Here is a 12,872-nt window from a genome sequence, read left to right as displayed (position 1 = left end):
GGCTTCCGGCGCGGGATAGACCAGCACCTGCGCGGCGGGCCGCCAGACCGTCCAGACGCGGAAGGTGCCCAGCGGAAAGCGGGTTTCGGCGGTCAGCGTGGGCAGCCTGTGCAGCCCGCGCCGCCGTGGGGTGAATGCCACCTGCACCGTGCTGCTGCCCTGAGCGGGCACGTCGGTCCAGGCCCAGTGCCGTTCGCGGCCTTTTTCGATGTCCACGTCCTGCGGGTTGAGCACGCTCAGGCCTATGCCGTGGCGCGTGCCGCGCCGGGTATTGGTCAGCTTGACCTCGAAGGTGGCGGTGGCGCCCACATACTGGGGATGGGGCGCGGCCAGGTTCATGGACAGGCCGCGCAGTGTGCCGTGGCAGACATGCATGCCGACCAGCGCGCTGCCGGCCAGCAAAAACGTCAGCAGGTAGCCCAGGCTCAACTGGTAGTTGATGGAGGCCACCAGCAGCACCAGCAGGGTGACGCCCATCATCCAGCCCGGGCGGGTGGGCAGGATGTAGACGTTGCGCTGGGTCAGCGTCACGCTGTCGGTAAAGGGCAGCTTGCTTTGCCACCAGGCCTGGAAGCGCGCGCGGGCAAAAGCCGCGGGGTTGGGGAGGGCGATCAGCGCGGCCATGGGGAAAAGCGGTTTCGCTCGGCTTGTGCTCAGGGCAGGGGCACGGCGTCCAGCATGGCGCGCACCTGCTCCACCGCGCCGCGCCCCGCGTCGCTGACGGGAATCAGCCGGTGCGCGGCGGTTTGCGGCAGCACGGCGGCGATGTCGTCGGGTGCCACGTAGTCGCGCTTGCTCAAAAAAGCCTGGGCCTTGGCGGCCCGCATGATGGCAATGCCGGCGCGCGGGCTCAGGCCCTGCAAAAACCAGCGGCCGGAGCGCGTGGCCGCCACCAGGTCCTGCAGGTAGTTGAGCAGGGCTTCCGAGGCGTGGACCTGGGCCACCATCTGCTGCAGCTCCAGCAGGTCGTGCGGCGCCAGCAGGGCCGGCAGCTGCTCGACCATCTCGCGCCGGTCGGCGCCGCGCAGCAGCTCGCGCTCGGCGGCGCGGTCGGGGTAACCCAGGGAAATCCGCATGTGAAAACGGTCCAGCTGCGATTCGGGCAGGGCGTAGGTGCCGAGCTGGTCGTGCGGGTTTTGCGTGGCGATCACAAAAAAGGGCAGGGGCAGGGGGCGGGTTTCGCCTTCGACCGTGACCTGTTTTTCTTCCATGGCTTCCAGCAGGGCGCTCTGGGTTTTGGGGCTGGCGCGGTTGATCTCGTCGGCCAGCAGCACCTGGGCGAATACCGGCCCGGGGTGGAACACAAAACTTTCCTTTTGCCGCTCGTAAATCGACACGCCCGACAGGTCGCTGGGCATCAGGTCGGCGGTGAACTGCACTCGCGAAAACTGCAGGCCGAAAGAGCGCGACAGCGCATGGGCCAGCGTGGTCTTGCCCACGCCGGGAACGTCCTCGATCAGCAGGTGGCCGCCGGCCAGCAGGCAGGCCACGCAGTCCTGCACCTGGGCCGGCTTGCCGACGATGACCGTGTTAAGCTGATTCAGAAGCGCTTGGAGTTTTTCTGTGGCATTCATGCCGCCAACCATACCGTAATTTTTCGTAAAACATTTGCCGACGATTTCCCGATGAACGCGACTGGTTATTTCAGCCATCCCGACTGCCGCAGGCACGAGATGGGCGCCGGGCACCCGGAATGCCCCGAGCGGCTTGACGCCATCGACGACTGGCTGCTGGCGACCGGCGTCAAGGACGCGCTGGACACCCGCGAGGCGCCGCGGGCGGCCCTGGGCGACATCGAACTTGCGCACGACCGCATGATGGTGGCGGCGCTGCGCGGCCTGAGCGACCGCCTGGCCGACGACATCAAGGCCGGCGGGCCGGCCTATGCCCAGATCGACCCCGACACCGCCCTCAATGTGCACACCTGGAATGCCGCCCTGCGCGCCGCCGGTGCGGCGCTGGCCGCCACCGATGCGGTGCTGTCGGGCGAGCTCGAAAACGCGTTTTGCGCCGTGCGCCCGCCCGGCCACCATGCTTGCCATGACAAGGCCATGGGTTTTTGCTTTTTCAACAACGTCGCCGTCGCCGCCCGTTATGCGCTGGAGCGCCATGGTTTGAAGCGCGTGGCGATCGTCGATTTCGACGTGCACCACGGCAACGGCACCGAGGACATCCTGAGCGGCGACGAGCGCGTGTTGATGGTGAGTTTTTTCCAGCATCCGCTCTATCCCTACAGCGGCACCGAGAGCCGCGCCGGCAATATGCTCAACCTGCCGGTGCCGGCCTACACCAAGGGCATGGACGTGCGCGAGCTGATCGAGATGATGTGGATACCGCGCCTGGAAGAATTCAGGCCCGAGATGATTTTTATCAGCGCCGGCTTTGACGCGCACCGCGACGACGACCTGGGCCAGATGGGCCTGGTCGAGCAGGATTACGCCTGGATCACCCAGCGCATCAAGGATGTCGCCAGGCGCCATGCGCAGGGCCGCATCGTCTCCTCGCTCGAAGGCGGCTACAACCTGAATGCGCTGGCGCGCAGCGTGGAGGCCCACATCCGCGTGCTGGCCGACCTGTAGGAGTTTTTCATGAGCGCCGCATCCGCCGCTGACATTTCGGCCCCCGTGCTGCACAGCCAGGACGGGCGCGGCGTGCACCGCCTGGTGCTGAACCGCCCGGCTGCTTTCAACACCCTGGGCGAGGACGTGCTGGCCGCGCTGCAGGCCGCGCTCGACACCGTCGCGGCCGACGGCACGGCGCGCGCGCTGGTCATTGCTGCCGAGGGCAAGGCTTTTTGCGCTGGCCACAACCTCAAGGAGATGCGCGCGCAACCCGAGCTGGCCTATTACCAGAAGCTGTTCGCCCAGTGCACGCGCATGATGCTCAGCATCCAGAAGCTGCCGGTGCCCGTGATCGCGCGGGTGCAGGGCCTGGCCACCGCGGCCGGCTGCCAGCTGGTGGCGCAGTGCGACCTGGCCGTGGCGGCCGAGGGCGCGAGCTTCGGCGTCAACGGGATCGACGTGGGCCTCTTCTGCGCCACGCCCAGCGTGCCGCTGGTGCGCAACATGCCGGCCAAGCAGGCCATGGAAATGCTGCTGACCGGCGATTTCATCACGGCCGGCGAGGCCCGCGCGCGCGGGCTGGTCAACCGCGTCGTGCCGCTCGAGGCGCTGGACGACGAGGTCGAAAAACTGCTGCAGTCGCTGCTGTCCAAACCGCGCGAGGCGCTGGCCACGGGCAAGGCGCTTTTTTACCAACAACGTGAAACCGGCATCGAGGCCGCCTACCAGCTCGCGGGCCAGTCCATGGCCCGCAACATGGCCCATGCCGTTGCACAGGAGGGCGTGCAAGCCTTCATCGAGAAAAGGAAACCCCAATGGCCGGCGCCGTAACGACCCGTCCCCCCGCCCGTATCGACAGCCTGGACGCCTGGTTCGCCGCGCTGGCCCAGCCCACGACCCTGACGGAGCTTGCCGCGCTGGTCCTTTGCGCCATGCTGGCCTGGCTGGTGGTGCGCGTCGCCGGGCGCGCGCGCATGGCGGTCGACAACACCTCCATCCTGTTCGGGCGCCGCGTGATCGACGGCGTGCTGTTTCCGGTGCTGCTGCTGTTCCTTGCTTACATGGCCAAGGACTTGCTGGAGCGCATGTTTCCCGTTGCGCTTTTCAAGGTCGCGATTCCCGTGCTGGTGTCGTTGGCCGTCATACGCCTGGGTGTGAAGGTGCTGCAGGTGGCCTTCAAGGACGCGCCGCTGGTGCGGGCGCTGGAGCGCACCATCTCCTGGCTGGCCTGGCTTGCCATGGTCTTGTGGGTCAGCGGCCTGCTGCCGGTGGTGCTGGACGAACTCGACGGAATCAAGTGGAAGATCGGCAACAGCAACCTGTCGGTGCGGACCATGCTCGAAGGCGCGTTGACGGCCGGCGTGGTGCTGCTGATCACGCTCTGGATCTCCTCGGCCATAGAGGCGCGCCTGCTGCGCTCGGCCACCGGTAACGAGCTGTCCCTGCGCAAGGCCGTCAGCAACGCGGTGCGCGCCGCGCTGATGTTTGTCGGCCTGCTGGTGGCTCTGTCCTCGGTGGGCATAGACCTCACGGCCCTGTCTGTGCTGGGCGGCGCGGTCGGCGTGGGTGTGGGTTTCGGCCTGCAGAAACTGGCCGCCAACTACGTGAGCGGCTTTGTCATGCTGGCCGAGCGCAGCGTGCGCATAGGCGACAACGTGCGGGTAGACACCTTCGAGGGCCGCATCACCGACATCAACGCGCGCTACACCGTGGTGCGCGCGCCCTCGGGGCGCGAGTCCATCGTGCCCAACGAGATGTTCATCAGCACCCGCATTGAAAACCTCTCGCTGAGCGACACGCAGGTGCTGCAGTCCACCGTGGTCTCGGTGGGCTACGACAGCGATGTGGAACTGGTGATGCGCTTGCTCAGCGAGGCGGCGCTCAAGCAGGAACGCGTGCTGCGCGAGCCGGGCCCCGGCGTCAACCTGACGAATTTCGGCGCCGACGGGCTGGAGTTCACGCTCAACTACTGGATGGGCGATCCGGAAAACGGCCAGCAAAACCTGCGCTCGCTCATCAACCTGGCCATCCTCGAATCCCTGCGCGCGCACAACATCGACATTCCCTACCCGCAGCGCGTGGTGCATACCCGCGTCACAGTGGACGAAAAGAACCCTGCGAAACCCTCCTGAGCTGGCCCCTGGCTCGGTGGAGGAGGGCCCTGCCGCCCGCAATTGACGCCTGAAAGACACCTTTAGGACAACGGTTGGGCAGGATGCTCTAATTCCCCTTGTTCCGCCCTCTATAATGAAAAAATAGAACGACCGTTCTTTTTCTGCCCGGCACCCCTGGATACCCTCCGGCCGCCGGCTACGCAGCCCGCACCCGGCACGCCGCAGCATAGAATGCAAAGCTTACGTTTACGTCAACGTCAATCGATACGTCATATCAGCCAATCAACAACTCTGGAGCCCTGTCATGAAGGTCTTGGTCCCCGTCAAACGTGTAGTCGACTACAACGTGAAAGTCCGCGTCAAATCCGATGGCAGCGGTGTCGACATCGCCAACGTCAAGATGAGCATGAACCCGTTTGACGAGATCGCCGTCGAAGAGGCCACGCGCCTGAAAGAAAAAGGCGTGGTCACCGAAGTCATCGCTGTGAGCTGCGGCGTCGCCCAATGCCAGGAAACCCTGCGCACCGCCATGGCCATAGGCGCCGACCGCGCCATCCTGGTCGAAACCGCCGAAGAACTGCAACCCCTGGCCGTGGCCAAGCTGCTCAAGGCCCTGGTCGAGAAAGAACAACCCCAGCTCGTCATCCTGGGCAAGCAGGCCATCGACGACGACTGCAACCAGACCGGCCAGATGCTGGCCGCACTGCTGGGCTGGCCCCAGGCCACTTTTGCCTCCAAGGTCGAGGTCGAAGGCGGCACCGCCAAGGTCACGCGCGAAGTCGACGGCGGCCTGGAAACCCTCTCGCTCACGCTGCCCGCCATCATCACCACCGACCTGCGCCTCAACGAGCCGCGCTACGTCACGCTGCCCAACATCATGAAGGCCAAGAAAAAGCAGCTCGACAGCCTCAAGCCCGAAGACCTCGGTGTGGACGTCAAGCCGCGCATCAAGACCCTGAAGGTCAGCGAGCCGCCCAAGCGCAGCGCCGGCGTCAAGGTGGCCGATGTGGCCGCCCTGGTGGACAAGCTCAAGAACGAAGCCAAAGTAATTTAAGGACCGATGACATGACCGCACTCGTTATTGCTGAACACGACAACGCCAGCATCAAGCCCGCCACCCTCAATACCGTGACGGCCGCCGCCCAGTGTGGTGGTGAAGTCCACGTGCTGGTGGCCGGCAAGGGCGCCGAAGCCGCCGCCAAGGCCGCCGCCGCGATTGCCGGCGTCGCCAAGGTCATCCACGTCGAAGGCGAACACTTCGCCCACGGCCTGGCCGAGAACATGGCCGCCCAGGTGGTGGCCATTGCCTCCGCTTATTCGCACATCCTGTTTCCCGCCACCGCCTCGGGCAAGAACATCGCCCCGCGCGTGGCCGCGACGCTGGACGTGGGCCAGATCTCCGACATCACCAAGGTCGATGCCGCAGACACCTTTGAGCGCCCGATTTACGCCGGCAACGCGATCGCCATCGTGCAAAGCCTGGACGCGACCAAAGTCATCACCGTGCGCACCACGGGCTTTGACGCGGCAGCCGCCACGGGTGGTTCCGCCGCCATCGAAACGCCGGCCGGCGTGGCCGACAGCGGCAAGTCGTCTTTCCTGGGCTCCGAGATCGCCAAGAGCGACCGCCCCGAGCTGACGGCCGCCAAGATCATTGTCTCGGGCGGACGCGCGTTGGGCTCCAGCGAAAAGTTCAGCGAAGTGCTGACGCCGCTGGCCGACAAGCTGGGCGCCGCACTCGGTGCGAGTCGGGCCGCTGTCGATGCGGGCTACGCCCCCAACGACTGGCAGGTAGGCCAGACCGGCAAGATCGTGGCGCCCCAGCTCTACATCGCCGCAGGTATTTCCGGCGCGATCCAGCACCTGGCCGGCATGAAGGACAGCAAGGTCATCGTGGCGATCAACAAGGACCCGGAAGCGCCCATCTTCAGCGTGGCCGACTACGGCCTTGAGGCCGACCTGTTCACGGCCGTGCCTGAGCTGGTTGCGGCGCTGTAAGTAGTTGAACATCCTCCCCCTCTGGGGGAGGGCAGGGAGGGGCCGGCTGCGATTGAGCAAGCGCTTTTGCCATGGCCGCAGGCCCCCATCCCAACCTTCCCCCAGCGGGGGAAGGCGTGAGAAATCTGGAGACAAAAAATGAGCTACACCGCCCCCGTCAAGGACATGCTGTTTGACATCCAGCATCTGGCCGATATCGAACAGATCGCCAAAATCCCGGGCTTTGAGGAAGCCGGCCTGGACACCGCGCAGGCGGTGCTTGAGGAATGCGCGAAATTCAACGAAGGCGTGCTGGCGCCGCTGAACCGCGACGGCGACATCAACCCCTCGAGCTGGAAGAATGGCGAAGTCACCACCACGCCCGGCTTCAAGGAGGCGTTCAAACAATACGTCGAAGGCGGCTGGCAGGGCCTGCAGCACCCGGCCGATTTCGGCGGCCAGGGCCTGCCCAAGACCATAGGCGCGGCCTGCGGCGAAATGCTGAACTCGGCCAATATGAGTTTCGCGTTGTGCCCGCTGCTCAGCGACGGTGCCATCGAGGCGCTGCTGACGGCCGGCTCCGACGAGCTCAAGGCGATCTACCTCGAAAAACTCGTGAGCGGCCAGTGGACAGGCACCATGAACCTGACCGAGCCGCAGGCCGGCTCGGACCTGGCCATGGTGCGCAGCCGTGCCGAACCGCAGCCCGACGGCACCTACAAGATTTTCGGCACCAAGATCTTCATCACCTATGGTGAGCACGACATGGCCGAGAACATCGTGCACCTGGTGCTGGCCCGCGTGACGGGTGCGCCCGAAGGCGTCAAAGGCATCAGCCTGTTTGTCGTGCCCAAGTTCATGGTCGGCAAGGACGGCGCCCTGGGCGCGCGCAACGACGTGCACTGCGTGAGCATTGAACACAAGATGGGCATCAAGGCCTCGCCCACCGCCGTGCTGCAGTACGGCGACCATGGCGGCGCTGTAGGCTACATCGTCGGCGAAGAGAACCGCGGCCTCGAATACATGTTCATCATGATGAACTCCGCGCGCTACGCCGTCGGCATGCAGGGCATCGCGATTGCCGAGCGCGCCTACCAGAAGGCCGTGGCCTTTTCCAAAGACCGTGTGCAGAGCCGCCCGGTCGACGGCTCCATCAAGGCCAGCGCGCCCATCATCCACCACCCCGACGTCAAGCGCATGCTCATGACCATGCGCGCCTACACCGAAGGCTGCCGCGCCATGGCCTCCGTGGCGGCAGCCGCTTACGATGCGGCCCACCATCATCCCGATGCCGAGGTGCGCAAGCAGAACCAGGCTTTTTATGAGTTCATGGTGCCGCTGGTCAAGGGCTACAGCACCGAGATGAGCCTGGAAGTCACCTCGCTGGGCGTGCAGGTGCACGGCGGCATGGGCTTTATCGAAGAAACCGGTGCGGCCCAGTACTACCGCGATGCCAAGATCCTCACGATTTACGAAGGCACGACCGCCATCCAGGCCAACGACCTGATAGGCCGCAAGACCTCGCGCGACGGCGGCCAGGTGGCCAAGGCCATCGCCGGCCAGATCGAGGCCACCGAAAAACAGCTCGTCAAGCAGGGCAATGCGGACGCCGTGGCCGTGGCCAAGCGCCTGAAGGCCGCGCGTGAAGCCTTTGTCGACGTGGTCGACTTTGTAGCCGGCAACACCAAGGCCAGCCCCAACGCCGTGTTCGCGGGCAGCGTGCCCTACCTGATGCTGGCGGGCAATGTGGTCGCGGGCTGGCAGATGGCGCGTTCGCTGCTGGTCGCGCAGGAACAAATCGCGCAGGGAACCGACGTGGCCTTCATGCAGGCCAAGGTCACCACCGCGCGCTTTTACGCCGACCACCTGCTGACCAAGGCCCCCGGCCTGCGCGACAGCATTGTCGAAGGCGCCGACAGCGTGACCGCGCTGGCGCTGGACGCGTTCTGACAAGGCGGCCGCCATCCACCAGCGGCAGCCTGTTTTCCTGAATCCCCCTGTCTTTGCTTTGATACCCACGGAGCCACCATGTCCAGACTGCCCGGCGCGTTGAACAATTTGCCCTTGCCCATCATCGGCTCGCCGCTCTTCATCATCAGCAACCCCAAGCTGGTCATCGCGCAGTGCAAGGCCGGCGTGGTCGGCGCCATGCCCGCGCTCAATGCGCGGCCCGCGGCGCAGCTCGACGAGTGGCTGGCCGAGATCACCGAGACCCTGGCCGCCTACAACAAGGCCAACCCCGACAAACCGGCCGCGCCCTTTGCCATCAACCAGATCGTGCACAAGTCCAACGACAGGCTGGAGCACGACATGGAGCTGTGCGTGAAGTACAAGGTGCCCATCTACATCACCAGCCTGGGCGCGCGAGAGGACATCAACGCGGCCGCGCACAGCTACGGCGGCGTGGTGCTGCACGACATCATCAACAACAAGTTCGCGCGCAAGGCGATTGAAAAAGGCGCGGACGGCCTGGTGGCCGTGGCCGCCGGCGCGGGCGGCCATGCGGGCGTCAAAAGCCCCTTTGCGCTGATCCAGGAAATCCGCCAGTGGTTCGACGGCCCGCTGGCGCTGTCGGGCGCGATTTCCACGGGTGGCGCGGTGCTGGCCGCGCAGGCCATGGGCGCCGACTTCGCCTACATAGGCTCGGCCTTTATCGCCACCGACGAAGCCCGCGCTACGGACGCGTACAAGCAGGCCATCGTGGACGGCAACTCAGACGACATCGTCTACAGCAGCCTCTTTACCGGTGTGCACGGCAACTACCTCGCGCCTTCGATACGCGCGGCCGGCATGGACCCGGACAACCTGCCCGAGGGCGACGTCAAGACCATGAACTTCAGCGGCGGCGAAGGCAGCAAGTCCAAAGCCTGGAAAGACATCTGGGGCTGCGGCCAGGGCATAGGCGCCGTCAGCAAGGTGCAAAGCGCCGCGGCCTTTGTGGAGCAGCTCAAGCGCGAATACTTTGACGCGCGCCAGCGGGTCTGCGCCTAGCAGTCCGGCGGCTACTGTATGACGGCTCCCCAGCGCCTTCAGGGCCTTGACGCCCTCAAAGGCCTGGCCTGCGTGCTCATCGTCTGGCACCACCTGGCTTTTTACGGGCCCATGTCGGACGTGGTGTACGGCTATGCGCCCGGGCTCATGGACTGGCTGTATGACTATGGCCGCATGGCGGTGCAGCTCTTCCTGGTGGTGGGCGGTTTCCTGGCCGCCGCATCGCTGGCACCCAAGGGCACAGCCGTCTTCGAGTCCGCCGGGCCTTTGATCTTGCGCCGCTATGCGCGGCTTGTGAAACCCTATCTCGCCGCACTGATGGTGAGCGTGCTTGTGGCCGCGCTGGTCAGGCCCTGGTTTGACCATCCTTCCGTGTCCGCACCGCCCACGCTGTTCCAGCTGCTGGCCCATGCGCTATTGCTGCAGGACCTGCTGGGCCAGGAGTCGCTGTCGGCCGGTGTCTGGTATGTGGCGATGGACCTGCAGCTTTATGCGATGGCGGTGCTGGTGTTTGCCGCTTCGCGGCGCCTGCGCACCAGCACGGCGGTGTCGGCGGGCGCCATGGCCGTCTTGCTGATTGCGCTGTTGTCCTTGCTGGTGTTCAACCGGCAACCCTCTTTTGACATCACCGCGCTGTATTTCTTCGGCGCCTATGCGCTGGGCATGCTGGCTTTCTGGGCCTCGCGCGAGGCGGGTGCGCGCCATGGTTTCTGGCTCTCGGCCATCGCGGTGCTGGGCGCGTTGGCCCTGGCGCTGGACTTCCGGGGGAGGTTGGTGGTGGCGGTGGTGACCGCACTGGCCCTGGTGTGGCTCAGCCGTGCGCCGCAAGATGCCTGGCCGCTAAGCTGGCTGCACAAGCGCTCACTTGTGCACCTGGGCCGCATCTCCTACTCAGTGTTCCTGATCCACTTCCCGGTTTGCCTGCTGGTCAATGCCGTGGTCAACCATTTCTGGCCCACGCAATTGGCCGCGAATGCGCTGGGCATGCTGCTGGCGTTTGCTCTCTCATTGCTTGCGGGGCAGGCGCTGTACCGCTGGGTGGAGTCCGCGCCCCTGCGGTTTGCTCCTTGCAAACTCAGCGCCTGAACCTCAGCGCCTGAACATCTCGAGCTTCAGCTCGGCCGGCTGGCCCAGCCATGAAGCATGCGTGGTGTGGTCCGCCAGGTCGTCACCCGTGACCCCGTGCACAAACACATCCAGGCCTTGGCGCTCTTTCTCGAGCCAGGGAATCACGCGATCAAACTCCGCATTGTCAAACGACAGCTGGCAGCTCCAGCGCGGGTGCGGCCCGACCTCGCGCTCATGCACGCGGCCCACACCCACCTTGAACAACTCACCGGCCCGGCTTGCCAGCGCGCGCGCCTGCTCCACGGTGTCCGGCCCGAAATAGATGTGGGCGTGGTAGTGGCTGTGGATATTTTCGGGACGCTGGATGGTGTCGGGCATAGGGGGAGCTATTCAGGAAAAGATTCAAGAGCCGTCCAGGAAGGTCAGCTCGGGCAAAGGCGTATCCGGGTTCTTCGCAAGCGCCTGCGCATGCACCTCGCGCATGCGCTGCCGGCAGTGGGCCAGGTCTTTCACCTGAAACAGGAACAACACCTCTTCGGGCTTGTCCGCGTTCTGCCACAGGTGCTCCAGATACATGCCCTGTTCAGCATGCTCGGCCACATCGTGTTCCAACTGCTGCTTGACGGCGGCCAGCGGTGCGCTCCTGAGTTTTGCGAGTACATGTGCCATGGTGATACCTCTTGCGCAGGCAAATATTATTGCGTTTTGGCTCGGCCATGGCGTTGGCAAGGGCTTTGTTTGTCGCCCTTGGCCGCCAGTGCCGGCCTGCTCCTGTCGCCGGATTTGTAAGCACCAAAGCTTGCCGGCTCCTCTGATTAGAGGAGGCTTGCGACCGCAAGTGTCGCCCTGTTTACTAATTCACTATTTTTCCTTGGAAAAAATTCCAGGAATGCAACACAGAAGCAGAAATAGTGGTTGCCAGGTGTTTTTTGAATCTAAACTGATTTGGCCGTGATGGTGCGTGACAAGGCGCGCACGGGCAGAAGACAAATGCGCAAAGTGGCGCCACAACTAACAGCAGCTGATTCAAGCGCAACGGGTCGGGGATGATGGATAAAAAAGTATCGGGAGATGCCTTTTTCTGGGCATTGCAGGGAGTCTGCGCTTTACACCGCAAGCCGTTTTCGGACGCGCTGGCGCGCCAGCAATTGGCGGCGCCCTACACAACGCGCTCCTTGCTGGACGCGATGCAGGCCTATGGCTTTGACGCTGTTCACCACAAGGCCAAGGCCGGGAAGCTGGACAAGGAAAGCTTTCCGCTGATCGCCTGGTTGCAGCCCAAGGCGGCCGATCCCGCCCCGGTCCAGGCGGCCGGTGAAGAACAAAAAGACCCCGGCACGGAAGAAGCAAAGGCACCCGAACAGACAGCGCCCGCCCTGGTCCTGCAAGCCGATGCCACCAAGCTGCTGCTGATCGAAGCCGGCGACGCCAGCCCGCGCACGCTGGAGCTGGCCGAGTTCGCGCTGCGCTACAACGGCCACATCACCCGCGTCACGCCGCAAGCCGACCCGGCCGCCGACCCCGACAGCGAAGCCCAGGCGCGGCAGTCGCGCAAATTCGGCTTCAGCTGGTTTGTGCCCGAGCTGCTCAAACACAAAAGACTCTGGCAGGAGGTGCTGCTGGCTTCCCTGGTCATCCAGCTCATCGCGCTGGCCACGCCGCTCTTTACCCAGGCCATCATCGACAAGGTGGTGGTGCACCGCACCGAAAGCACGCTCATTGTCATCGCCATCGGCATGCTGGTGTTCATGACTTTTTCCGCGGCGCTGTCATGGCTGCGTCAATACCTGGTGCTGCACACCGGCAACCGGGTTGATGCGGTGCTGGGCTCTTCGGTGTTCGAGCGCTTGTTCAAACTGCCGCCGCTGTACTTCCAGCACCGGCCCACCGGCGTCATCGCGGCGCGGCTGCACGGCGTGGAAACCATTCGCGAGTTCATCGCCAGCGCGGCCGTTACGCTGGTGCTGGACTTTCCTTTTTTGCTGATCTTTGTCGCCATCATGTTTTATTACAGCGTCACCCTGACGCTGATCGTGCTGGCCATCCTGGCCGTCATCGTCGGCCTGAGCCTGGTGGTCGCGCCGCTGTTCCAGGCGCGGCTGCAGGAGCAGTTCCAGATGGGGGCGCGCAACCAGGCCTTCCTCACTGAATATGTTGTGGG

General features: G+C 64.7%; 12 protein-coding genes and 1 pseudogene. 9 read left to right on the top strand and 4 right to left on the bottom strand.

The features are described 5' to 3' along the window. Both ACEN8I_RS23780 and ACEN8I_RS23775 read right to left on the bottom strand, forming a co-directional pair. Positions 1–624, bottom strand: a pseudogene (locus tag ACEN8I_RS23780) (DUF58 domain-containing protein); the annotation flags it as partial. A 29-nt stretch (positions 625–653) separates the two neighbouring features. Then, on the bottom strand, positions 654–1,574 hold the full coding sequence (locus ACEN8I_RS23775) for an AAA family ATPase (protein WP_413331116.1): 921 nt from the start codon (positions 1,572–1,574) through the stop codon (positions 654–656). Between the two features lie 51 nt (positions 1,575–1,625). On the opposite strand from ACEN8I_RS23775, the gene ACEN8I_RS23770 reads away from it, so the two are divergent. From ACEN8I_RS23770 to ACEN8I_RS23735, 8 genes are all read left to right on the top strand, one after another. Next, positions 1,626–2,579, top strand: a complete 954-nt coding sequence (locus ACEN8I_RS23770; protein WP_413331115.1) for a histone deacetylase family protein — start codon at positions 1,626–1,628, stop codon at positions 2,577–2,579. Between the two features lie 9 nt (positions 2,580–2,588). After that, the gene (locus ACEN8I_RS23765) at positions 2,589–3,392 is read left to right on the top strand and encodes an enoyl-CoA hydratase (protein WP_413331114.1); all 804 of its coding nucleotides are present in this window, start codon (positions 2,589–2,591) and stop codon (positions 3,390–3,392) included. Beyond that, complete coding sequence (locus ACEN8I_RS23760; RefSeq protein WP_413331113.1) at positions 3,377–4,693, top strand: mechanosensitive ion channel family protein; 1,317 nt, start codon at positions 3,377–3,379, stop codon at positions 4,691–4,693. Before ACEN8I_RS23765 ends, ACEN8I_RS23760 begins: the two co-directional genes overlap by 16 nt. Positions 4,694–4,979: 286 nt before the next feature. Beyond that, positions 4,980–5,729 carry an electron transfer flavoprotein subunit beta/FixA family protein gene (locus ACEN8I_RS23755; protein WP_413331111.1) on the top strand — a complete coding sequence of 250 codons (750 nt, stop codon included), beginning with the start codon at positions 4,980–4,982 and terminating at the stop codon, positions 5,727–5,729. A gap of 11 nt (positions 5,730–5,740) precedes the next feature. Continuing rightward, positions 5,741–6,673: an electron transfer flavoprotein subunit alpha/FixB family protein gene (locus ACEN8I_RS23750; RefSeq protein WP_413331110.1), complete on the top strand. Its 933-nt coding sequence runs from the start codon at positions 5,741–5,743 to the stop codon at positions 6,671–6,673. 138 nt (positions 6,674–6,811) lie between these two features. Then, positions 6,812–8,602, top strand: coding sequence for an acyl-CoA dehydrogenase (locus ACEN8I_RS23745; protein ID WP_413331108.1), 1,791 nt, complete (start codon positions 6,812–6,814; stop codon positions 8,600–8,602). Between the two features lie 78 nt (positions 8,603–8,680). After that, the gene (locus ACEN8I_RS23740) at positions 8,681–9,643 is read left to right on the top strand and encodes an NAD(P)H-dependent flavin oxidoreductase (RefSeq protein WP_413331107.1); all 963 of its coding nucleotides are present in this window, start codon (positions 8,681–8,683) and stop codon (positions 9,641–9,643) included. 18 nt (positions 9,644–9,661) lie between these two features. Then, entirely contained in the window at positions 9,662–10,729 is a 1,068-nt protein-coding gene (locus tag ACEN8I_RS23735; RefSeq protein ID WP_413331106.1) for an acyltransferase family protein, read from the top strand. A 3-nt stretch (positions 10,730–10,732) separates the two neighbouring features. Here the strand turns inward: ACEN8I_RS23735 and ACEN8I_RS23730 are convergent, their stop codons facing one another. Beyond that, the gene (locus ACEN8I_RS23730; RefSeq protein WP_413331105.1) at positions 10,733–11,089 is read right to left on the bottom strand and encodes a DOPA 4,5-dioxygenase family protein; all 357 of its coding nucleotides are present in this window, start codon (positions 11,087–11,089) and stop codon (positions 10,733–10,735) included. A 24-nt stretch (positions 11,090–11,113) separates the two neighbouring features. Next, positions 11,114–11,380, bottom strand: coding sequence for a hypothetical protein (locus tag ACEN8I_RS23725; RefSeq protein WP_413331104.1), 267 nt, complete (start codon positions 11,378–11,380; stop codon positions 11,114–11,116). Between the two features lie 377 nt (positions 11,381–11,757). On the opposite strand from ACEN8I_RS23725, the gene ACEN8I_RS23720 reads away from it, so the two are divergent. Then, positions 11,758–12,872, top strand: a 1,115-nt coding sequence (locus ACEN8I_RS23720) for an ABC transporter transmembrane domain-containing protein (protein ID WP_413331103.1), incomplete at its 3' end; no start/stop codon positions are given.

The organism is Polaromonas sp. CT11-55 (genome assembly GCF_047303325.1).
In the GTDB taxonomy this organism is placed as follows: Bacteria; Pseudomonadota; Gammaproteobacteria; order Burkholderiales; family Burkholderiaceae_C; genus Polaromonas.
The sequence above is the reverse complement of the archived record's forward strand: the minus strand, read 5'-3'. Positions and strand labels throughout refer to the sequence as shown.

Coding starts and splice junctions, on each gene's coding strand:
- ACEN8I_RS23775 (WP_413331116.1), bottom strand. CDS start 1,574: ATGAATGCCACAGAAAAACTCCAAGCGCTTCTGAATCAGCTTAACACG.
- ACEN8I_RS23770 (WP_413331115.1), top strand. CDS start 1,626: ATGAACGCGACTGGTTATTTCAGCCATCCCGACTGCCGCAGGCACGAG.
- ACEN8I_RS23765 (WP_413331114.1), top strand. CDS start 2,589: ATGAGCGCCGCATCCGCCGCTGACATTTCGGCCCCCGTGCTGCACAGC.
- ACEN8I_RS23760 (WP_413331113.1), top strand. CDS start 3,377: ATGGCCGGCGCCGTAACGACCCGTCCCCCCGCCCGTATCGACAGCCTG.
- ACEN8I_RS23755 (WP_413331111.1), top strand. CDS start 4,980: ATGAAGGTCTTGGTCCCCGTCAAACGTGTAGTCGACTACAACGTGAAA.
- ACEN8I_RS23750 (WP_413331110.1), top strand. CDS start 5,741: ATGACCGCACTCGTTATTGCTGAACACGACAACGCCAGCATCAAGCCC.
- ACEN8I_RS23745 (WP_413331108.1), top strand. CDS start 6,812: ATGAGCTACACCGCCCCCGTCAAGGACATGCTGTTTGACATCCAGCAT.
- ACEN8I_RS23740 (WP_413331107.1), top strand. CDS start 8,681: ATGTCCAGACTGCCCGGCGCGTTGAACAATTTGCCCTTGCCCATCATC.
- ACEN8I_RS23735 (WP_413331106.1), top strand. CDS start 9,662: ATGACGGCTCCCCAGCGCCTTCAGGGCCTTGACGCCCTCAAAGGCCTG.
- ACEN8I_RS23730 (WP_413331105.1), bottom strand. CDS start 11,089: ATGCCCGACACCATCCAGCGTCCCGAAAATATCCACAGCCACTACCAC.
- ACEN8I_RS23725 (WP_413331104.1), bottom strand. CDS start 11,380: ATGGCACATGTACTCGCAAAACTCAGGAGCGCACCGCTGGCCGCCGTC.